This window comes from Rossellomorea sp. DA94 (genome assembly GCF_029834455.1).
In the GTDB taxonomy this organism is placed as follows: Bacteria; Bacillota; Bacilli; order Bacillales; family Bacillaceae_B; genus Rossellomorea; species Rossellomorea vietnamensis.
Genome location: NZ_CP122397.1, coordinates 3,597,980 through 3,620,097 on the forward strand (window position 1 = coordinate 3,597,980; position 22,118 = coordinate 3,620,097).

General features: G+C 45.3%; 20 protein-coding genes. 5 read left to right on the forward strand and 15 right to left on the reverse strand.

Going from position 1 to position 22,118, the window contains the following annotated elements:
- Nucleotides 1-278: 278 nt before the first annotated feature.
- From P8596_RS18780 to sppA, 6 genes are all read right to left on the reverse strand, one after another.
- The gene (locus tag P8596_RS18780) at nucleotides 279-1,265 is read right to left on the reverse strand and encodes a class I SAM-dependent methyltransferase (RefSeq protein ID WP_371928690.1); all 987 of its coding nucleotides are present in this window, start codon (nucleotides 1,263-1,265) and stop codon (nucleotides 279-281) included.
- 131 nt (nucleotides 1,266-1,396) lie between these two features.
- On the reverse strand, nucleotides 1,397-1,897 hold the full coding sequence (gene tpx / locus P8596_RS18785; RefSeq protein WP_224522195.1) for a thiol peroxidase: 501 nt from the start codon (nucleotides 1,895-1,897) through the stop codon (nucleotides 1,397-1,399).
- Nucleotides 1,898-2,025: 128 nt separating this feature from the next.
- Nucleotides 2,026-2,502, reverse strand: coding sequence for a GerW family sporulation protein (ytfJ, locus tag P8596_RS18790; protein ID WP_224522194.1), 477 nt, complete (start codon nucleotides 2,500-2,502; stop codon nucleotides 2,026-2,028).
- Nucleotides 2,503-2,517: 15 nt separating this feature from the next.
- The gene (locus P8596_RS18795) at nucleotides 2,518-3,228 is read right to left on the reverse strand and encodes a DUF2953 domain-containing protein (RefSeq protein ID WP_254652159.1); all 711 of its coding nucleotides are present in this window, start codon (nucleotides 3,226-3,228) and stop codon (nucleotides 2,518-2,520) included.
- A gap of 350 nt (nucleotides 3,229-3,578) precedes the next feature.
- Complete coding sequence (locus P8596_RS18800; protein WP_224522332.1) at nucleotides 3,579-4,031, reverse strand: RDD family protein; 453 nt, start codon at nucleotides 4,029-4,031, stop codon at nucleotides 3,579-3,581.
- Nucleotides 4,032-4,123: 92 nt separating this feature from the next.
- Nucleotides 4,124-5,134: a signal peptide peptidase SppA gene (gene sppA / locus P8596_RS18805; RefSeq protein ID WP_279724707.1), complete on the reverse strand. Its 1,011-nt coding sequence runs from the start codon at nucleotides 5,132-5,134 to the stop codon at nucleotides 4,124-4,126.
- A gap of 150 nt (nucleotides 5,135-5,284) precedes the next feature.
- Between sppA and P8596_RS18810 the strand changes: the two genes are divergently transcribed.
- A complete protein-coding gene (locus P8596_RS18810) occupies nucleotides 5,285-6,085 on the forward strand; it encodes an NAD kinase (RefSeq protein ID WP_034756196.1) in 801 nt (266 codons plus the stop codon).
- 88 nt (nucleotides 6,086-6,173) lie between these two features.
- Here the strand turns inward: P8596_RS18810 and rarD are convergent, their stop codons facing one another.
- The 6 genes from rarD to P8596_RS18840 form a co-directional block, all read right to left on the reverse strand.
- Nucleotides 6,174-7,088: an EamA family transporter RarD gene (gene rarD / locus P8596_RS18815; RefSeq protein WP_034756193.1), complete on the reverse strand. Its 915-nt coding sequence runs from the start codon at nucleotides 7,086-7,088 to the stop codon at nucleotides 6,174-6,176.
- A 73-nt stretch (nucleotides 7,089-7,161) separates the two neighbouring features.
- The gene (locus P8596_RS18820; RefSeq protein WP_279724710.1) at nucleotides 7,162-8,757 is read right to left on the reverse strand and encodes an amidohydrolase; all 1,596 of its coding nucleotides are present in this window, start codon (nucleotides 8,755-8,757) and stop codon (nucleotides 7,162-7,164) included.
- Between the two features lie 114 nt (nucleotides 8,758-8,871).
- Nucleotides 8,872-10,455, reverse strand: a complete 1,584-nt coding sequence (gene mbcS, locus P8596_RS18825; protein WP_279724712.1) for an acyl-CoA synthetase MbcS — start codon at nucleotides 10,453-10,455, stop codon at nucleotides 8,872-8,874.
- Between the two features lie 715 nt (nucleotides 10,456-11,170).
- The gene (locus tag P8596_RS18830) at nucleotides 11,171-11,374 is read right to left on the reverse strand and encodes an alpha/beta-type small acid-soluble spore protein (protein WP_034765764.1); all 204 of its coding nucleotides are present in this window, start codon (nucleotides 11,372-11,374) and stop codon (nucleotides 11,171-11,173) included.
- Nucleotides 11,375-11,460: 86 nt separating this feature from the next.
- Nucleotides 11,461-12,672, reverse strand: a complete 1,212-nt coding sequence (gene thiI / locus P8596_RS18835) for a tRNA uracil 4-sulfurtransferase ThiI (protein WP_279724713.1) — start codon at nucleotides 12,670-12,672, stop codon at nucleotides 11,461-11,463.
- Nucleotides 12,669-13,820 carry a cysteine desulfurase family protein gene (locus P8596_RS18840; protein ID WP_279724714.1) on the reverse strand — a complete coding sequence of 384 codons (1,152 nt, stop codon included), beginning with the start codon at nucleotides 13,818-13,820 and terminating at the stop codon, nucleotides 12,669-12,671. The genes thiI and P8596_RS18840 overlap by 4 nt, the downstream gene beginning before the upstream one ends.
- A 325-nt stretch (nucleotides 13,821-14,145) precedes the next feature.
- Here P8596_RS18840 and brnQ point away from each other — a divergent pair, with 325 nt between their 5' ends.
- Entirely contained in the window at nucleotides 14,146-15,486 is a 1,341-nt protein-coding gene (brnQ, locus tag P8596_RS18845; RefSeq protein WP_261749919.1) for a branched-chain amino acid transport system II carrier protein, read from the forward strand.
- Between the two features lie 62 nt (nucleotides 15,487-15,548).
- Here the strand turns inward: brnQ and ezrA are convergent, their stop codons facing one another.
- The gene (gene ezrA / locus P8596_RS18850) at nucleotides 15,549-17,246 is read right to left on the reverse strand and encodes a septation ring formation regulator EzrA (RefSeq protein ID WP_279724715.1); all 1,698 of its coding nucleotides are present in this window, start codon (nucleotides 17,244-17,246) and stop codon (nucleotides 15,549-15,551) included.
- A 442-nt stretch (nucleotides 17,247-17,688) separates the two neighbouring features.
- Here ezrA and hisJ point away from each other — a divergent pair, with 442 nt between their 5' ends.
- Complete coding sequence (hisJ, locus tag P8596_RS18855; RefSeq protein WP_279724717.1) at nucleotides 17,689-18,480, forward strand: histidinol-phosphatase HisJ; 792 nt, start codon at nucleotides 17,689-17,691, stop codon at nucleotides 18,478-18,480.
- A 41-nt stretch (nucleotides 18,481-18,521) separates the two neighbouring features.
- Here hisJ and refZ read toward each other — a convergent pair whose 3' ends face one another.
- Nucleotides 18,522-19,175 carry a forespore capture DNA-binding protein RefZ gene (gene refZ / locus P8596_RS18860; RefSeq protein ID WP_279724719.1) on the reverse strand — a complete coding sequence of 218 codons (654 nt, stop codon included), beginning with the start codon at nucleotides 19,173-19,175 and terminating at the stop codon, nucleotides 18,522-18,524.
- Nucleotides 19,176-19,455: 280 nt separating this feature from the next.
- Here refZ and P8596_RS18865 point away from each other — a divergent pair, with 280 nt between their 5' ends.
- Together P8596_RS18865 and P8596_RS18870 are read left to right on the forward strand one after the other, a co-directional pair.
- Nucleotides 19,456-19,941 carry a GAF domain-containing protein gene (locus tag P8596_RS18865; protein ID WP_279727030.1) on the forward strand — a complete coding sequence of 162 codons (486 nt, stop codon included), beginning with the start codon at nucleotides 19,456-19,458 and terminating at the stop codon, nucleotides 19,939-19,941.
- A 205-nt stretch (nucleotides 19,942-20,146) separates the two neighbouring features.
- On the forward strand, nucleotides 20,147-20,788 hold the full coding sequence (locus tag P8596_RS18870) for a phosphatase PAP2 family protein (protein WP_279724720.1): 642 nt from the start codon (nucleotides 20,147-20,149) through the stop codon (nucleotides 20,786-20,788).
- Between the two features lie 49 nt (nucleotides 20,789-20,837).
- Here the strand turns inward: P8596_RS18870 and megL are convergent, their stop codons facing one another.
- Nucleotides 20,838-22,019, reverse strand: a complete 1,182-nt coding sequence (gene megL, locus P8596_RS18875; RefSeq protein ID WP_279724721.1) for a methionine gamma-lyase — start codon at nucleotides 22,017-22,019, stop codon at nucleotides 20,838-20,840.
- Between the last annotated feature and the right edge of the window lie 99 nt (nucleotides 22,020-22,118).

Genomic DNA, 22,118 nt, shown 5'->3' on the forward strand with positions numbered 1-22,118 from the left:
CTGTTCATTGAATCGTTTTTTATCTCTCAATTCCCCATTAAATCACTGACTCCACCCTATTTCAAGAAAAAGCTTGAAATGACATCGTTTTCATGTTAAATTAAATGTTTTCACAAAAGTGCGAATACTATCTGGAGGATTCGTCGATATATTGAAATTTCGGTTGATAAACTTGAAAAAACGGACTATAAACCCCTCACTCCCTGCATACCCCGAACACCTATCCAGTAAAACACCCATAAAAAAAGACCGCCCAAAGGCAGTCTCTATTCATACGATTATTTATTCTGCACAAGCCACTGATCAATCTTCGACAGGATATCCTGAAGGGCTCTCTGATTCGATAGGCTTGGCAGTTGAGCAAGCAATACCTCTTTAGGAGGCTTGATTCCTTCCTTTTTCTTCTGAAGGATCAGGATGCTCTTCGCCGAGTTTTTATTTTTAAACAGTGAAAGTGGCAGCTGCAGGAAGCCCTGGATGTCTGCTTTCTCTTTCAGGTATCCTTGAAGCTGTGCACTGTGCGGCGATTCGAAAAGGCCGTTCGGCACGATGAAGAAGAGGTATCCGCCGTCTTTCGTGTGCTTCAAGCTTTGTTCGATGAACAGATGGTGGGCATATGAGTGGCCCTCTTCCGCTTTCAGCTCATAATCCTGGGCGCGCAGGTCGTTCGGGTAATACCCGATCGGCAGGTCGCACAGGACAAGGTCGACGGGATCGATGAACAACGGCTCCAATGAATCCTGGTTAAAGAGCTGCAGTGGATGCTTCTGAAGATCTGCTCCCACGTAGGCAAGTTTGATGAGCACTTCATCGATTTCGACACCGATGGACTGGGTTTCTTTACCCGGCATCTGGTTCAACACCGTCGTCAGGAGATTCCCCGTTCCGATTGCAGGGTCAAGGACAGTCAGCTTATTCATGCCCGCCGTGAATTTATTCACCAGGTAGCTGATGAACAGCCCAAGTGAGTCCGGCGTCATTTGATGATTCGGCTGCACGTTTTCCTTCATTCCTTTTAAAATAGCGAATTGGAATGCTTTACGGATATTTTCATTCTCAAGTTGAGAAACGTTTGCTTCGTCGTACTTTTTGTTCAGGCGCTTCTTGGTCAGTTCACTGACTTCTTCCTGGAGGACGTCCCCCTGAAACAGGTTCTCCCCCGTTTCGGCAACGGCTTCTAAATAACTGCAGGCAAGTTCATCCTTCAGCAGTGTAGCCGTTTCGTCGATTATTCCAAATAATGATTCGACTGGCGAATTTATCATGGGCATTCATTCCTTTATCACAATTTCATTCATCTATTTTACCTTTGTCCAGGACGTTTGTAAAAAAAAACAATGCTGACCATGAGAAAGTCAGGTCAGCATGTCTTAATGAATATTCTGGTTGGGACGGATTATTTCGCGTTTTTCACTGCTTCTACGGCAGCGTCATAATTCGGGTGGTCAGTCGCTTCGCTTACATATTCCACATACGTTACTTCATCATTGCTGTTCACAACGAATACAGCACGTGCCAGAAGACGAAGTTCCTGGATGTGCACGCCGAATGCTTCACCGAAAGAAAGGTCGCGGTGATCGGAAAGGGTTTGGACATTTTCGATTCCGTTCGCTCCGCACCAGCGTTTTTGTGCGAATGGAAGGTCCACTGAAATCGTCAATACTTCCACGTTATCAAATTTCGTTGCTTCTTCATTGAACTTACGTGTCTGTGCATCACAAACACCGGTATCGATGGAAGGAACGACACTGATCAGACGTACCTTGCCCTTGGAATCATTCAGTGTGACTTCCGATAGATCATTAGCTAATACTGTGAAGTTGGGAGCTTTGTCGCCTACTTTAACCTCATTACCTAATAGAGTGACAGGGTTATTCTTAAACGTGATATTTGCCATTATTTGTTCCTCCTCTATGAATAGTATGTACCCTTTCATAGTACAGAAAAAGGGAGGGGGAAAGCAAATCATAGGGGTCCTTTTCAAAAAAAAGATGAGCTCACTCATTCGAGTAAGCTCACAATCATTTACAGCTCCATCTTATGATTTTGATTGTGCTGTCCGTTCTGATCCTCTTTATTGCCGTCCTTTTTCATCATGCCCTGGATCTTCTCGATGGCACCAGGAGCAAGGTCCAGCAGGCGATCGATCAGGTGAGTGCTTTCATCTAAATGAAGCATCTTGATTCCTTTCGAGCTGACTATCAGGAACGCGATCGGGGTAATGGAGACACCGCCACCGCTACCTCCGCCAAACGGCTGCTGCTTAGGGGATGACTTGTCACCGCCGCCTTCTCCGCCTTTACCGCTGTCGTCTTTTCCCTTACTGTCGATGATGAACTCACTACCACCTGCAGCAAACCCAAAGCCTACCTTTGAAACGGTAAGGATGACACTTCCATCGGGTGTTTCAACGGGATCACCGATGATCGTATTCACATCGATCATTTCTTTTAAATTTTCCATTGCCGTGGTCATCAGACCTTCAATCGGATGTTCTGACATATGAAGACCTCCTAGTTAAACTGAATGTTTTTCTCCAGAAATGGTGGAAAGGGGCTTTGTCTTGAACTTAGCCATACCGCCTCTCCAGTACCGAAGTATCTTGAAACCTACTAGGATAGCATTCCCTATGCGAAACTGGATAATACATGAAAATTGCGTTTGGATCACTGCATGCTGAAAAGTCGGGGTCACCTCGATGACAGGCATAGATTGAAGGCGCATATACCCGCTCAGGATGCCGATGATGCTCCCTTTCATTCCCCAAATCGTCCCAGTCAGCGTCCCCGTCGATGCCGCATCCCCGGTTCCGAATAAAGTTTTCCACTCGATCTGATCCAGTTTGACTTTTTTCAGAAACCCCCGGATGATCCGGTGCATGGACTGGACGTGGATGACGATTTCCTTTGTATCATTTAAACTCGCAATGAAATCGTGAGGCGTGATTTTCTTTTTGGAAGCCTTTTTCTTGGAAGGGTCGCTCTCCTTCCCTTTCTTCGTTTCTTGTTCGACGACAACATTCGGACCATCGTCATCAAGTTTCACGAGGGGGATATCGATCGTATACTTGATCAACCCGAACCACGCCCTCAGCTTCACCTTGAAATGATCATTGTCATTTCCATGGTATAGGGAGATTGTGATGGTCAGCTTCGTGATAATAAGAATGAATAATAGAAAAATAATAAGTGCCGCGATAATGATTAACGTCCAGATCCACCAGCTCATAAATTCACACCCTTCAACCTCTTATTATGGCCTTTGTTGGGGAAAATAAACTCCAGTGGGTGGAAAATGCAGGGGAAAATCGGCTCTTGGGGAGGGGTCCTGACGGGGATTGCGTCATTTTGGGTGGTGATTGCGTCGTTTTTCGATTAATTGCGTCATTATTCCTGTGATTGCGTCATTATTCCTGTGATTGCGTCATTATTTATTTAATTGCGTCATTTCACCAAGTAATTGCGTTATTTTCCATAAAAAGGTAACATTTCACAAAGTCATCTCATTTTCTTCACAGAAATCCAATTCCGCATAAAAAAAAAAACAAACCCGCCCCACCAGCAGGTTTGCCTCTCTTTTTACACAGCCGGAGTAAATTCCAGCTTCTTCTTTTCCTGTACCACCGTCGTATCAGCAAACAGGTCATGAATGCCCTGCTTCTTATTGGTAAACGCCACCACCACATATAAAATAAAGACGGTCGTGGAGATGAACCGGCCGATCAGTTCCCTGAAGAGGATGGTTCCCCATGATGGTTTACCACCTTTAAGCTCAATGACACGAATACCGAATACCATCTTCCCGATCGTCTGGCTAAAGTATTTCGTCATCAGGATAAAGTATCCGTAAAAAACGATACTCGTCAGAATCGAGATCGGGGCAAACATCGAGCCGTCGGATAAGGAAATGTCCAATAGTTTAAAGATTGGATTCACAATCAGCCGCGTGATGCTGCCGATGACGATCAGATCGACCAGATACGCCCAGAAACGAATCCAGAATCCCGCCAGGTAATAACCGTCGTGGGGGATGGTCTTTGAAAAGTCAGGAGAAGAAGATTGGACTTCGATATGCTCCCGTGTTTCATTATGTTCATAGCGATCACTCACTTCATTCACCTTCCTTATTCAGAATAGAGATACATCAATCGTGGAGATCCTGGGTTTGAAAGAAGCTTCATCAATGCCGCTGCTTCCATATCCTGCCCCATCATTTTCTTTGCACCCATACCTAAGAACTCGGAGAAAGGATCGCCCGCCGTGTATTCAAATACTTGTGCATCTTTCAATTTATAATCCTTTTTCATCGCGGCAATCGTATCTTCCACATAGCCGAATTCATCAATCAGATTGACTTCCTTCGCCTGGATTCCATCGTACACACGTCCGTCGGCAATCTTCTTCACTTCCGCTTCAGACATATCACGACCTTTGGCGATGACATCCACGAAACCTTCATACGAATTATCGATCATGGATTGAATGATCTTCCGTTCTTCATCGGTCATTTTACGGGTCGGACTCATAATGTCCTTATACGGGCCACTTTTGATTGTGACAAAATCGACGCCGTATTTCTCAGCAAGTTCTGAGTAGTTGATGCTGTGCATGATAACACCAAGTGAACCCGTGAGCGTTTCTTTGCTGGCAAAGATTTTTGTAGCCGGTGCTGATATGTAGTAGCCTCCGGATGCCGCCGTACCACCCATCGATACATAGATCGGCTTCTTCGTTTTTTCCATGATTTCAACCAGCTTTGAGTGGATCTGCGCACTCTCTACCACGCCTCCGCCTGGGGAATTCACTTTTAAAATGATCCCTTTGACTGATTTGTCTTTTTCAACGGCATCAAGCTTATCCATAAAGAGCTCGTGGTTATAGCCCGGGCTTTCGAATAAGGAACTTGCACCACCCGTATCCTGGATGACACCTTCCACTTCCAGGACCGCGATCCGTTTATTCGCATTCCCTTCATCGATGATTTCCTCGGAGAATGGATTGTCCGTCCCTCCGAACATGTCTTCAAATGCTTGATTAACATCACTTGTCACAGCAGAGGTCGCAAAGTTGACGATTACCGAAACAAAGAATAATGCGCCAGCGATTCCTAATGCCGTCCACCTTTTTGCATTCATCTGTATATTCCTCCCTCGTTTACCCTATCTTATGTAAGGATATGAATATCATTCTCATGGGGAAACATGATAGAATATTCACTAAGTTAGATTCTAGCAAAATTTCATGTAAATGGGAAAAATTATCTTTTATCCTGGGAGGTACATACGATGAATAACCGTCGAAATATCTTTTTCTATGCCCTTCATCAAGAAGGAATGCAGGCCAAACTTGATCAATTATATGAACTGGCAAGGCGGTATGATTTCAATATAGTAGAATCTTCGAAGAACGCGAATATCATCGTCAGCATCGGAGGCGACGGAACATTCCTTCAGGCCGTCCGGCAAACCGGCTTCAGGGAGGACTGCCTGTATGCAGGTATTTCAACCGGCGGTACGCTGAGCATGTACTGTGACTTCCACATCGATGACACATCCAAGATGATTGAAGCCATGACAACCGAACAGATCGAAGTACGTAAATACCCGACCATCGAAGTGACCGTCGACAATCAGACGTCCTTCCACTGCCTGAATGAATTCAGCATCCGCTCCGGCATCATCAAAACCTTCGTCATGGACGTCTTCATCGACGACAAACATTTCGAAACATTCCGTGGCGACGGCATGATCTTCGCGACTCCAACGGGTAGCACCGCTTATAACAAATCCGTCAACGGTGCCGTCGTCGATCCGATGCTCCCTTGCATCCAGGTGAGCGAAATGGCTTCCCTGAACAATAACCGCTACCGTACACTCGGATCCTCCTTCATCGTGAGCGGCCAGCGCCGACTCGTACTGAAGATCGTCCAGGACGGAAACGACTACCCTGCCATGGGAATGGATAACGAGGCGCTGAGCATTCAGCATGTGGAAAAAGTCGAAGCCAAACTGAGTGACAAAGTCATTAAAACGGTAAAATTGAAGGATAACTCGTTCTGGGAAAAAGTGAAGCGTTCGTTTTTGTAGGTTGAATGGGTTCTGAAAATGGTGTATGACAATACTAACTAAATCCCACACAAAAACGCTCCAGTCAAAATGACTGGAGCGTTTTTCATCATGCCGACAATCTGGCATCCCGTCGGCGTTTCCTGGCGTACTGCACACGCGATGCGGTGAAGACCGTCAAGGCAAGCCAAATGAACATGAACGAAACGAGATGGGTAACAGAAAACTCTTCATGATACATGAATATACCGAGTATCAATGTGATCGTCGGGGCGATATACTGCAGAAATCCGACCATGTACAGCGGGATCTGCTGGGCACCCTTGGAGAAAAACAATAATGGAATCGCTGTCGCTGCCCCGGCTCCCATCAGTAGAAGGTCCGTCCCTACTGAAACGTGAAAGAGGGAAAGGGTTCCTTCTTGCCACATGTAGCCAAGGTAGATCAGGGATATTGGTGCGATGGTCATCGTTTCGAGTGTAAGGCCGATGGATGATTCCACTTGGATGAGCTTTTTGGCTAATCCGTATAGGCCGAATGAGAACGCGAGTCCGATGGCAATCCAGGGAAATTCCCCGTATGAAAGAGTCAGGATCAGCACCCCGATGGCGGCTAATCCAAAGGAAATGACCTGTGCCTTCGACAGGCTTTCCTTCAGGATGAATACGCCAAGCAGCACGCTGACCAGTGGATTGATATAGTAGCCCAGGCTTGCTTCCACCATCTGGTTTGTATTCACGGCCCATATGTAGATAAACCAGTTCGTACTGATCAGTAGTGAAGCAAGCAGCAAAGCGAATAACTGCTTCTTTTTGGTGAGAGATGTTTTCAAATAGTTGGTGAATTCCTTCCAACGCTTGCTGACGAACAAGAATAGAAGCATGAACCAGAACGACCAAAAGATGCGGTTGGCAAGGATTTCATCCGCCGACACATGATTTACCCATTTCCAATAAATCGGCAGTATCCCCCATAATAAGTATGAAAATGCCGTATATAGGATCCCGGCTTGATCTTGCTTCATAAAAACACCCCCAAAACTATTTCTATTTCCGAAATATCTCCATTATATCGGTGAAAAGTTTGGGGGGCAATGATTATTTATTTTTTTTATAGACGATGGTCTCGTCGACGATCGTCATATCGACGACTTTGCCAAGTATTTGGTCCGTATCGACGTTGAATGGGTCGATATCCAAGACGGTGAAGTCTGCTGTATATCCTTCACGGATCTCCCCTCGGTCTTCCTCATGGTGACAGGCGTACGCACTTCCCTTTGTAAAAAGGGATATCGCTTCATACATCGACAGTTTTTCTTCGGGACGATACACGGTCCTGTCGGGGTCCAGGGGATTCGTCCGGGTAACCGCCGCATGAATTCCCCAAAGTGGATTTATCGGTTCAATCGGGGCATCCGAGCCGCCTGCACACGGGATACCTTCGTCAAGGAGCGTTTTCCACGCATAGTTGTACTTCATGTTTTCTTTTCCGAGTCGTTCAACGACCCACGGGAAATCCGATGCCACAAACCTTGGTTGGATATCCAGGATGAGAGGCAGCCCTTTGATCTTCTCGATCAGTTCATTTCGGAGGATCTGGGCATGGATGAGCCGGTCCCGTCTGCCATGAAGGCTAGGTGCCTCCAGGATGCTGTCGACGACATTTTCAAATGCCTGATCCCCGATCGTATGGACGGCAATCGGCAATTCATACTTCCTTGCCTTTTTCACAAGCTCAAGAAGTCGCTCGTTCGTGTGGATGCTGACTCCATTCGTGCTTGGATCATCGGCGTACGGATAGCTCAACAGTGCCGTCCTGCCACCCAATGCACCATCGGCGAAAATTTTCATGGCGCCGAACTCAATGAATTCATTTCCGCTCAGGAATTGATGGCCATCTTCCTTCCAATCTTCGATCACTGCATGATGGACGAGAAGATGAGCCCTGAATTTCCTATTGCCTTCATTGATGGCCTCAAGGAACGCATTGTATGTTTTCTTGAAGTTTCCGTAATAGCTCAGGTCCTCCGTATGTCCACCGACCAATCCATGCTCCCAGCAGCTTTCTATCCCTTTGGTCAGGGCTTCGACGAGATACTCGGAGGAAATGGCGGGCAGGGCATCGACCATCAGATCCTGTGCCTTATCCTTTAATAAACCATTCAACCCGCCTTCATCATCCCGTTCGATCAAGCCTCCTGCAGGATTCGGGGTGTCTTCGTCGATGCCTGCATGTTTGAAGGCAAGCGAATTCACCACCATGGCGTGCCGGCAGATCCGTTTTAGAAGCACGGGGTGGTTCGGAACGACCGCATCGATTTCCTGCTTGGTCAGGACCGCTGCATCACTCCAAAGATTCTCATTCCATCCTTCACCGATGATCCATTTTCCTTCTTCGACGCCTTGGGCTTTTTCCTTGATGGCATCCAACACTTCACGCTTGCTGTTCATACTGGAAAGATCTAGCCTCATCAACGTCTCACCGTGGCCGATGAGGTGCATGTGACTATCGACAAATCCCGGGAACATGATCTTTTTCTCTAAATCCACCACTGAATCAATGGTGAATTTCTGCTCTAGTTCTTCCGCTGTACCCAATCCCTTGATCAGGCCGTTCTCTGTAAAAACCGCTTCCACATGATGTCCTTCGTGTTGCATTGTATAGATGGTGCCGTTTCTCCATAAAGTACCCATGATGCATTTCCTTCTTTCCTAAAAGTCTATTTCTCAAATGTATCATATTATAGGAAGATTCTGAAATGAAAAAATCATAAAAAATAGAGAGCCTTAAAGGCTCCCTATCCGTGATCAGTTTTTCACTGAACTCAGTTCTTTTTGTCTCAATTCGATTCTTCTGATTTTTCCTGATGTCGTTTTCGGCAGTTCCTTCACAAATTCAATCTTGCGCGGATATTTGTAAGGGGCCGTTAAGTCTTTCACATGCTGCTGAAGGGAAGGAATCAGTTCGGGATCGTTTTGATCCACATCTTCACGTAAAACGACAAACGCCTTAACGATCAGTCCCCTTACTTCATCGGGACTTCCCACGACGGCACATTCCTGAACCGATGGATGCTTCACGAGGGCATCTTCCACTTCAAAAGGTCCGATCGTGTAGCCAGAACTGATGATGATATCATCCCCACGGCCTTCAAACCAGAAGTAGCCGTCTTCATCCTTCTTCGCTTTATCACCCGTAATATAGTAATCTCCCCTGAACTGCATGGCCGTACGTTCGGGATCTTTATAATAATTTTTGAACAGGGCAGGCGTTTCTACGTGAACCGCGATATCTCCCACTTCGCCGACTTCACAAGGATAGCCTTCATCATTGATGATTTCTACCCGATTCCCAGGGGTCGGTTTCCCCATGGATCCCGGTTTCAGTTCCATCCCTTTCATGATCCCGACAAGGAGGGTGTTCTCCGTTTGACCATAGCCGTCACGGACTTCGATCTCGAAGTGTCTCTTGAAGGCATCGATGACTTCCCTGTTCAACGGCTCCCCAGCCGACACCGCGCTGTGCAGGTGGTCGAGCTTATAGGTGCCCAGATTATCCACTTTCGCCATCAGGCGATACTCTGTAGGCGTGCAGCATAGGACGTTGACATGGTTATCCTCGAGCATCTGAAGATATTTGTTCGGGTCGAATTTCCCTTGGTACACAAGACCTGTGGCACCTGAACCGAGGACAGAAAGGAACGGACTCCAGATCCACTTTTGCCAGCCAGGACCTGCCGTCGCCCAAACCGTATCCCCTTCTTCGATGCACAGCCATTCACGCGCCGCTGTTTTCAGGTGAGCGTATGCCCAACCGTGCGTGTGGACAACCCCTTTCGGATTCCCCGTCGTCCCTGACGTATAGGAAAGGAAGGCCATATCGTCCCGTTTTGTATCAGCGAATGACAGATCTTCAGAGACCGATTTCATTTCTTCTTCAATGGCAAGCCAGCCGTCCTGCTTTTCCCCTACTACGAATTTCTTGAGATTTTCCATGCCCCTTACGTTTTCAAACTGCTCGACGAACGGAGAATACGCTACAATTCCTTTCACATCCCCGTGATCGATCCGGTATTCGAGATCCTTTGTCCGAAGCATCTCAGAGCTTGGAATCACGACAAGCCCGGATTTCAGTGCGGCAAGATAAACAGCATATGCCTCAATTAAGCGGGGAACCATGACAAGGATGACATCCCCTTTTTCAAGGCCCTCCCCTAAGAAAACGTTTCCAATTTTATTTACATTTTTCAATAATTGTGTGTATGTAATGTCTTCTTTTTTACCTTCTTCATTTTCCCACTTGATGGCAAGCTTCTCTCCATCACTTGCAAACTTCTCTACTTCTTCCACCAAATTATACTTTTCCGGTGCAATCAGTTCTTCCCTCTTCACGTATGACTCCCCCTTGTTTGTCGATTCTTCTCTATTATACAAAATAATTTAAATTTTTTAAATTATTTGGTTATATTCTATCATCGTCAAAACGTGAGGTTATTCGACAAACACAATTAAATTTAAGAAGCGAGTAGTGGTTGATTTCCACTCCAGGTGCTCGCTTTCCGCGGGGCTGGCGGTGAGCCTCCTCGGCTGCGCCTCCGGGGTCTCACCTGTCCAGCGTTTCCCGCAGGAGTCGAGCACCTTCCGCTCCAATCAACATTGGTTTTATAATGGTTTTAAATTCATAAAAGGATAAACATCAGAATTTTTAACAACTATTATGGATAAGTACTAAGAGAACAAAGCAATTAAAGGCACTGGTTTATTCAAAACAAAATCCGAATGATCATCGTTCGGATTTTTTGCTGTTTTTGTAAAAGGGTATGAAGTGTATTCAGCCGGCTCTAGCTGTTGATTGGAGTGCAAGACGAAGACTCCTACGGGAAAAGCGGAATAGGTGAGACCCCGCAGGAGCGAGAGCGACGAGGAGGCTTGCCTTCCGCCCGAGGAAAGCGAAGTCTTGCACGGAAATCAACAGCGGTGTAAAAAGTGACACAAAAAATTTTATACAATTTGATCGTCTTTAGATTGAAACACGAAAACAACCTTCTTTTTTTATACAAATAGAAAAGGAGCGGGGAAACCCGCTCCTTGTAGCCATTGTATTTAATTATTTTGAATATCCGCCACCGATTTGTTGTTCAGCCATTTGAACTAAACGTTTAGTGATTTCACCACCTACAGAACCGTTAGCGCGTGCTGTTGCATCTGGACCAAGTTGAACTCCGAATTCAGAAGCGATTTCGTATTTCATTTGGTCGATTGCTTGTTGAGCTCCTGGAGCTACTAATTGATTTGAACTGTTGTTTGCCATGTGTTTTCACCTCCTTGTTGAATATAGATTGTGTAAAAACACATGGCTTCATACAAGGAAATTCGTTGGTAAATTATCCTAAATTTTTAGAGTAATTCGTCAAAGGTTTTTTCTACATTCGAGCCTGTAGATAAGTCGATTGTCATGGTCTCTGTGCCGTCCACGGCTTCTGTAAGGAGGGTTTCGAAATCAACAAAGCTTTCATAGTACTCCACTTTTTCTTTTTTAGGTCTTGTTTTCGGTGCAGGTGGTGTGAAGATCGTACAACAGTCTTCGTAAGGAAGAATGGAAATGTCATGGGTATCGATCTTCTGGGCGATATCGATGATTTCAAGCTTGTCCATGGCGATGAGTGGACGTAACACCGGTGTATTCGTGACGTCGTTTATCGCCTGCATGCTCTCAAGCGTCTGACTCGCCACCTGGCCAAGGCTTTCTCCGGTAATGAGTGCCAGCCCTTCATTCTTCTCACGGATTTGATCCGCGATCCTGAGCATCATCCGTCTCGTCGACGTCATCGTATAGTTTTCAGGAACCTGATCATGAATCGTTTGCTGCACCTTGGTAAATGGGACGATATGCAGTTTCACTTTCCCGCTGAAGGCAGAGAGCTTCTTCGATAGGTCGATTACCTTTTGCTTCGCCCGTTCACTTGTAAACGGAGGGCTGTGAAAATGGACCGCTTCGATCTCCACTCCTCTTTTCATCGTCAGATAACCGGCGACAGGACTGTCGATCCCGCCTGAAAGCATCAGCATCGCCTTCCCGCTCGCCCCGACCGGCATTCCGGTAGATCCTTGATAAATTTCAGAAGAGAGATAGACGGCTTCTTTTCTCACTTCCACATTCAGTTGAATGTCGGGATTCTTTACATCCACCTTTAATCCGTCCATATTGCGGAGGATATAGGACCCTACTTCATAGTTTAATTCATTCGTGTCGAGTTCAAACTTTTTATCCGCTCTTCTGGCAGCCACTTTAAAGGTTTTGCCGGGGGAAAAGCTCTTTTGAACGAGAGCAAGTCCTGCTTTCATGATGTCCTCCATATTTTGAGGGACTTTGACGACTGGACTGAATGATTGGATCCCGAAGATCTTTTCAAGTCTCGGAATGATTTCTTCTGCGTTTTCGTCTCCCAATTGAATGTGGAGGCGATCCCGGCTCGCTGCAACGGAAATCGTCGGGAAATCCTTCAGCGTGTGCAAAATATTTTCACGGAGCTTGGCTGTGAACATCTTACGGTTTCTTCCTTTGGTTGAAATTTCACCGTATCGTACGAGTATGCGATTATATTTCATCTTGATCTCCTCATTGTATGTTGTAAGTATTGAATTTCTTTATTTAGTAAACCAATAAATTCTTTGCATTCCTCCATCGTATTATGGAAGGACAGGCTGATCCGGATCGAATTAGCGGCAAGGTTGTCCGGTACACCCATGGATAAGAGGGTCTGACTGGGCTTGCTTTGCTTCGATGAACAAGCGCTTGTCGTCGATACATACACTTCATGCCGGTCGAGGGCGTGAATGAGTACTTCCCCTTTAAAATCCGCCACTGAAAAATTCAGGATATGGGGGGCATGATCCCGTGCAGGTGTATGAACCGTCACACCTCCGATTTTCTCAAGCTCTTCCTTAAGGAATTGCTGATTTTCTTCCATTATAACCAACTTCTGTTTACTTTCTCCCATATGCATCCGGAGTGCCTTCGCGAAGGATACGATTCCTCCGGTGTTTTCCGTGCCGCTTCTGAGGTTCCCTTCCTGCTCGCCTCCTGAGAGGATGGGCGAAATTTCAAGTCCGTCCCTCACATACAGCATGCCGGTTCCTTTGATGCCATGAATTTTATGGGCGGATAGGCTGCATAAATCGATGAGCTTTTCGTCGAGAATAAGGGGGACCTTCCCGCATGCCTGTACGGCATCGACATGAAAGAGTATCTTGGGATAATCATTCAGGATCTCAGCGATCTCCCTGATGGGCTGCACGCTCCCGATTTCATTATTCACCTGCATCACCGAAACAAGGATCGTGTCATCCTGGATCGCCTCTTTCAATTCTGAGGGACGGACCTTGCCTTCTGGATCTACATCGAGATACGTCGCTGTGTAACCAAATGATTCTAACTGCTTAAAGGCATTGATGACGGAAGGATGCTCTATTTTGGTCGTAATGATATGCTTCCCTCTGTGACCGTATTGCAGTGCGGTTCCTTTTATCGCCAGATTATTCGATTCAGTCCCGCCAGAAGTGAAGAATACCTCTTTTGTCTTTATCCCTAATAGGGAAGCGATCTGCTCCCTGGATTGTTGAACTAACTTTTCCACCTGACCACCGAACGAATGGATGGACGATGGATTGGCATAATAGCTTTCATTTACTTTCAGGAATGTGTCCAGCACTTCCTTATATGGCTTGGTTGTCGCACTATTATCAAAATAAATCAAGTTTACACCTTCTTTTACATGACGCTTTTATACTCAATCATTAATCTTACCATAAATCCTGCACATCCCAAATGAAATTCATTTCGGCATTAGGATTCATTATAGTAGAAAAATGATTTATCACATCATTCACAAATATTTTTTCATTTTCCAAAAATTATTATTGAAAAATGACAGAATTTTTGCGAGAATCTAAAAGGTAGCAGAAACGGAAGTTATTTAAATATACTAAATTGTAAGACTATTTAGTTTTTCGACATTTTTCTACAAACTTATGATAAGATATTTTTTGCTTGTGATAACGATTACAAACGGAGGGGTATATATGAACGAGAAAGCGCTATCATTCAGTCAGATCTTGACGATTGGATTAATGCTCTTCGCTCTTTTTCTTGGAGCAGGAAATATGATCTTCCCGCCATTCCTGGGGCAGCAGGCCGGAGAACATGTCTGGACCGGTATCATCGGCTTTCTTATTACGGGAGTGGGGCTACCGCTGCTTGGTGTCATCGCCATTGCGAAGTCCGGAGGGGACCTTCAGACACTCGCAAACCGCGTACATCCATTATTCGGACTTATCTTTACCATTGTTATGTACCTGGCGATCGGGCCGTTCTTCGGAATACCACGGACCGGAACCGTCGCCTATGAAATCGGGGTCATCCCCTTCTTACCTGAAGATACAGCAAAATACGGAGTTTCTTTACTGATTTATACGATTATCTTCTTTGGATTGACGGCATGGCTTGCGATGAATCCGTCAAAACTTGTCGACCGTATCGGGAAGATCTTGACTCCTTCCCTCATTGTCATCCTGACAGTACTAGTGGTCAAAAGCATCATCAGCCCGATGGGAGACTTCGGTGCACCGCATGAAGCCTATCAGGATGGACCATTATTCAAAGGATTCATCGAGGGATACCTGACCATGGATACGATCGCTGCTTTAGTGTTCGGGATTGTCGTCATCAATTCCATTAAAGACCGGGGCATCACCAATAAGTCCAGCCTGACACGCATCACGATCATTGCCGGATTCATTGCGGCCGCAGGGCTTGCCCTTGTGTATTTATCCTTAAGCTATATCGGTGCGAGCAGTACGGATTCCATCGGCGTTCAGGCAAACGGTGGAGCGATCCTTTCAGCTGCAGCGAGCCATTTATTCGGTTCAATGGGGACGATCATCCTGGGACTTGCGATTACGTTTGCGTGCATTACGACATCAGTCGGACTTGTGTCGGCGTGCTCACAATTCTTCGCCAAAATCCTGCCGGTATCCTATCCTAAATTGGTGATCATCATTTCTCTATTCAGCATGATCATCGCCAATATCGGATTGACTCAGTTGATTGCCGTCTCTTTACCTGTTCTAATATTCATTTATCCATTGGCGATCGTACTGATTCTTCTATCATTCATGCATAATGGATTTAACGGTTACTCCCTTGTGTATGTTGGGGCATTGATTCCAACGGGTCTGATCAGTCTGATCGATGGCATCAAAACCGCTGGCGTCGACGTGACGGCCATCAGTCAATCTCTTGAATTCCTTCCGTTCTATACTCAAGGAATCGGCTGGATTGTTCCGGCTATGATCGGTGCCATCATCGGATTCATCATTGCCGTACTCGCAGGTCAAACCAAACGGACGATTGAAGCCAGTTAAGTTCAATCGTCTTACAAAAAAGGACTGATGTAGATTGAAACGTCTACATCAGTCCTTTTTATTTATGATCTTTCTTCAAGATCCATCATCTTCTCAATTTTCTTCAATGCGCCCGGCTCCACCTTCTCGATGGTTGTGGCCGCTTCTTCCAACGCTCTGCGGTAATCATATTGACGGAAGGCTTGTTCAGCCGTCTGAAGACCTTCCCGTACCGAACTATATTTGCTGCGGTAGCGATTTCCGTACTGAATGATCTTCTCGGATAAAAGAACATTCTCGATCAGATCTCCCGTTTTCGTATAGAAATGGTCGACCGTATCCTCGGCACCCAATAATGTTTCCTGGATGAACTTCATGTTTAAAGGCTTTTCCGTTAAGCTCGCATTCACTTGCTCGATCTTACGATGGACTTCATCAAGAAGATCCTTGTAATCGGCAGGCAATCCCGGTACATTGCTCTTTGAAATCATCCGGCTTGCTTCAGCCACCTTTTTCTTAAGCTCCTGGATTTTTTCCCTTGTAGCCAATTCATCCTTGCGGAGGTTCTGCAGATAGACGGAGAATTCACTTTGCTGTTGATTCAGTTCTTCCAGTCCACTTCTGATATCTTTCAGCTCATCACTTAAATTCGAGAAAGCCGTCGCATTCGTTTCTTCCTTATGCATCAGCATTTCATGTCGCTTGGAGAGCTGGATGATTTTCTTATCAATCTCGTTCGGTGTACTAAGGTCCGCATCATGTAGATGGTACCCTTGCTTCACGATTCTTACTTCCGATTGAATGTCATCATTGTCTTCTTTTGCCTTGATGAGCCCTTCCGTCGTTTGGTCTCGATACTGCTCTACAAAATGTTTGGCATGGACTTCTTTTTCCAGTAAATCGTAAAGGCTTTCCACCTTCACTTTGATTTCCTGTATGCCTTCTTCCACTTCTTCGACCTGAAGCTCCTCAAGATTTTTATTAAAGTGTTGAAGGGTTTCCTTCAATGAGGCTACTTCCTTGTCCACTTCGATATGATCAAGGGTGTAGCCCTGATCCTTCATCTCGATGTATCCAGCTTCAAGCTCGGACAGTTGGGACGGCAATACGTTCTCAAAGTCCGTAATCAGTTTCGGTACCGTCTCCATTTTGTAGGCAACCATCTTCATTTCCTCTGCAAGGCCCAGCACGATCTCCCTTGCATCCAGATAGTTCCCCTGCTCCGTCAGCTCATTGAACTGATTGATTTGTTCAGAAAGCTTATCAAGGACTGCTTCCATATGCTTTGCCGTTTGGCCGTATGTATGACGATAGGCGAGCAATTGTTTCTTGCTGTTCCGGAATTCTTCTTGAAGGGCCAGGATTTCTTCGCGGTTCTTCTCTTCACTGCCGACCAGTTCATTTAATTCGCTCAGGATCAGTTCGATCTTCTTTTCGATATCAGTGAGAACCTGATCGATTCTTGACAGGACCTCTTTGGTTTTATTAAAGCGAAATTTATCGGTGTACTCTTCTGCATCGAATAGTAGTTCTTCAACATCAGGAAGCTGCACAGCAACAATCTCATCCCAACCCTGTCTCCAGCCGTCAAACAATTCTTCTGTCTGACCTGTCATATTCAGTTGCTTCACTCTGGAAAGTTCGTCTGAAACCGGTTTGTTCATGATATCGATTTTCCAGGCTTCATACCGATCGATTTCGGCGTAATATTTCTTTCTAGAGATAAATCCGATTAGGAATACGATTAAGATAAGTATTATTCCAGCGATGACGTATTGCATCTTAAGCCCCCTGTTCAACTATTCAGTAGACATCTATATGAATGTGAATGTTTCATTAATAATTTGTCATTGCTATAATGATACCATGTTAACGACATTTTTTGACTATTAATTTCTGATTTTTTAGTGATAAAAGTCAATTTTAGCAAATTTGAGGGGAAATGGGTATGATTATTGGGTTTGTTGCTGATTTGGCTAGTTGTTTTACACCGTTTGGATGAGTGACTGCTGGTTGATTTCCGCTGCAGGTGCTCGCTTTCCGCGGGGCGTGAGTTGAGCCTCCTCGGGCTTTGCCCTGCGGGGTCTCAACTTTCCCGCTATTCCCGTCGGAGTCGAGCACCTTCCGCTTCAATCAACCTATGTAGAATCTTTTTTATAAGAATATAAGCAACATACCCTCATTCTCCCTGATCATTATTAAAATACAAGGAAGTGAAACATCATGCTAAAAGTCGACGGACATGTTCATACGCCTTTTTGTCCACATGGTAGTAAGGATTCTTTTGAGATGTATGTGGAGAGGGCGATTGCTCTTGATTATAGTGCTATAACGTTTACGGAGCATGCGCCGCTGCCTGAGGGGTTTGTTGATACGACACCTGATCAGGACAGCGGGATGGATCCTTCCCGTCTTTCTGAATACTTCGATGCACTGGATATTCTTAAGGAAAAATATAAGGATAAGATCATCATCCTCTCTGGACTTGAAGTTGATTATATAGATGGGTTTGAAAAAGAGTCCGCAGAAATTCTTACAACCTACGGACCTCGGATGGATGACAGTATTCTTTCTGTTCATTTTCTGCAGCACCGTGGAAAGTGGGATTGTCTGGACTTCAGTCCCGATGTGTTCGGGTCGATGGTCGATGATTACGGTTCGGTGGATGCGGTTTATGCGCGGTATTATGAGACGGTATTGAAATCAACCAGGGCTGATTTAGGTGTTTATAAACCTAAGAGAATCGGTCACATCACTCTCGTAAAGAAATTTCAGAAGCTGTTTCCTGCATCCCAGTCGTTTTCCGATGAGATTTCCCTCATCCTTCAGGAAATGGCGGGAAGGGATTTGGAGCTTGATTATAACGGGGCGGGGTTCGTGAAACCTCATTGCGGGGAATCCTATCCGCCACAGGATGTCATCACCCAGGCCCGCGCCATGGGGATCAAGATCGTCTATGGATCGGATGCCCATACGGCTGATGGGCTGGATCAAGGAAGAGCCTTGATGAAATAAAAGGAAAGAACTCTTCTTCAATCGGAGAAGAGTTCTTTCTTTCAGATGATCAGTTCTTTTTTCATGACCTCTTTCGCTTCAGAAACGAGTAAGAGATCGATCCATTGATCAATGTTTTTATAATATTGATCAATGAAGTAGTATTCCTGCGGGAACATCTGCCACACTTCCCTTAACTGCTGGCTGTTAAGGAACGGCATCGTCAGCATGGACTTGAGCTGGATGACGAGGAAGCTGACGGGCTGTTTTTTCAAGGCATGGTCCTTCATCCCCTGTTCGAATAACCGTTTCATATAATGCCTTTCTTTCATTAAATAGGATGAAATGATTTCCCGGACCACCTGGGAATCGATGGATACTTCCCTCCAGATGAATCGGGATAGCTGATGATTTTCGCTTTGGAATTTCAATATTTTATAGACGGCACGCTTCAGGCACAGATCGGCACTGACATAATTCAACGCCTCCACCTCTTCCTGAAGGAAACGCAAATACGGTTCAAAGAAATGGGTGAAGCACGCTTCCAATACTCCCTGCTTTCCTTTGAAGTAATAGGAAATCGTAGCTGGGTTCACGCCCGCCCTCTTCGCTATATCCCTGACGGACGTCCCATCGAAACCATGATCATAAAACAGGTACACAGCCGAATTGAAAATGGACTCTTTGGTCGACTTGGAGGTATCTAGTTTTTTCATATTTCCCCTTCTTTCTTGTATATTAGGCGAATGAAAAAAACAGTGGCGAGGATCAATGTATAAAAACTTCTCAGAATTAAACTAAATCATTGAAGGTTATGAAAAAATATGCTAAAAATGGTTCAATAGATGTTTCTATTATAATTTGTTTACACTAAGAATTCGTGTTTTCGTATGGTTTTCCTTTAAGTATTTCTCGACAGGATTTGTCGCTTGGAGTTCCTGCGATAACGCTTAGACATGAAATAGCGCAGAATATGTAGAATTGGGGGAATTTATGATGTTTCAAGTAGAAAAATATCAAGGTACAAAGGAACAGGGCTTTGGTCTTGTGACGAAACAATTGAAGGCTTTATTGGAAGGTGAACCGAATCAGATCGCGAATTTGAGCAATGCTTCCGCCTTACTGAACCAATTCATGGACCGTATTAATTGGGTTGGCTTTTATTTGGTTGAGGAAGAAAGCAATCAATTGGTACTCGGGCCTTTCCAGGGACTTCCTGCATGTGTAAGGATTCCATTAGGAAGAGGCGTTTGCGGTACGGCTGCAAGTGAACAGAAGACGCTGCGGATCGAGGATGTCCATCAATTCCCCGGCCACATCGCCTGCGACGCTGCCTCCCAATCCGAAATCGTCATCCCTCTCGTCAAAGATGGTAAACTGATCGGGGTCCTCGACATTGACAGCCCTGAAAAAGCACGATTTGATGAAGATGACCAGAAGTATTTGGAAATCTTCACAGATGAACTTTTAAGACATCTTTAATCCTGTATAATAGGGATAAAGCCCTGCCGGGAATAGGACATTTCCGTCAGGGTGTTTTTTTGTGCTGGGAAAAATTCGGTTACTTGTTAAAAAGTTCACGTTTCCCTGCTCCTTTTATAGGGAAAAGAGTACCGTACATGAGAACTTTACCCTGTGATATCCCATACAATATCCAGAATGGAGTACAGGTAAAAAGAGGTGTAATATGAGAGCTAAGAAAAAAGACTTACCCTACTTACTATGTTTGCTGGTGATGCCGGCATTAGGTTTTATATACACGCTATTAAATACGGATACCCGTGAAGCAGTCATTTTATCTACCCAACTCGATGAATGGATCCCATTCGTGCCGATTTTCATTGTGCCGTATATATTATGGTACGCCTTTATTTTAGGATACCTTTTTTACTTCTGGTATAAAGATGTCCCTACATTCCTGAAAACCCTCGGCATTATTTTCATCGGAGAATTGGTTTGTTTTGTGATCTACTTTTACTTTCAAACGACCGTACCCCGCCCGGAACTGACGGGTGATGGATTGTTTATCGACCTGGTCCGGATGATCTACAGCCATGATCAGCCTTATAATGCTTTCCCGAGCATCCATGTCTTAACGACATTTGCCATCATTCTCGGAAACTTCAACATTAAGAATAAACATTTGTTCCACACGGTCTTTGTGCCGGTAATGGGGTCCCTGATCATCCTTTCGACTCTTTTTGTGAAACAGCACTTCATCCTCGACATGATTAGCTCGATCTTTTTGTCGGTCTTCCTCTATGGGATTATGTTCGAGCTTTATGGAGTCAGCACAAAGAAATCCAAGCAAGCCTATGTGGAAAAATAACTAAAAAAACAGGAAGGAACCGCTGGACGGGCTCCTTCCTGTTTTTTTCTTATGCTTTATCCAATGCCTGAAGTAAATCGTCCCAAATATCCTCCGGTGCCTCAAGTCCCACCGAAAGCCTCAGAAGCGAGTCATTGATTCCCATGCTCTTTCTCGACTCTTCCGGCACGACGGCATGAGTCATAGTAGCGGGATGCTGGATCAATGTTTCCGCATCCCCCAGGCTGACGGCAATCTTGATCATGTCTAGATCATCCATGAACTTCTGCGCTTCTTCCTTGGATCCTTTCAGCGTGAAGGAGATCATTCCGCCCGGTTTTTTCATTTGTTTCTTCATGACCCCGTGCTGAGGGTGATTCTCATGTCCGGGATAGATGACCGTTTCCACGGCAGGATGCCCGGCTAATAATTCGGCAATCTTTTCAGCACTGTCACAATGACGGTCCATCCGTACAGCCAGTGTCTTCAATCCCCTCAGTAATAACCATGCATCGAATGGGGAAATGATGCCGCCGATATCCTTTTGGGTCGTCATGCGGATCTCGGCCATTTTCTCCTGTGTACCGACAACAAGGCCGGCAACGACGTCTCCATGTCCGCCAATATATTTCGTTGCACTGTGGATGACAATGTCGCATCCTAGTTCAAGCGGACGCTGCAGATACGGTGAACAGAACGTATTATCCACCACGACCGGAATCCCCTTTTCCCTGGCAACCTTCACAACGAGTTCCAAGTCAATGAGCTGCATGGTCGGATTGATCGGGGTTTCTACATAAATACAGCTGGTGTTTTCCGTGATTTTCCCTCGGATTTCCTCTTCAGAGTCCATGGAAGAAAAATCATGTCCGATCGCAAATTTCTCCTGCAGGAGCTCGAGTAGTCCGAACGTACAGCCATACACCCCTTGGGAGCAAAGAATATGATCACCTGATTTTGTCAGTGAAAACAGCACCGCGCTTACGGCTGCCATCCCTGAACCGAATGCAAGGGCTGCTTCCCCGCCTTCCAATGAAGCCATCCGTTCTTCCAATATGGATACCGTCGGATTTCCCAATCTTGAATATATATATCCTTCTTCTTCACCGGCAAATCGATTTTCACCTTGTTTCGCATTTGCGAAGGTATAAGTAGAAGTTTGGTATAAAGGGGGTGCTAAACTATCAAAATGCTGAGACGATTGATACCCCTCGTGAATCACCCTTGTTTCAAAACGCTTCTCATCTTTCATACAGTATTCCTCCCAGTATTCCCTTTAAGTCTAAGTAACTACTATTCTAGAATATGATACTCCGGGTGAAAAAGAAAGCGTTTACACTAAAGTGGTAAA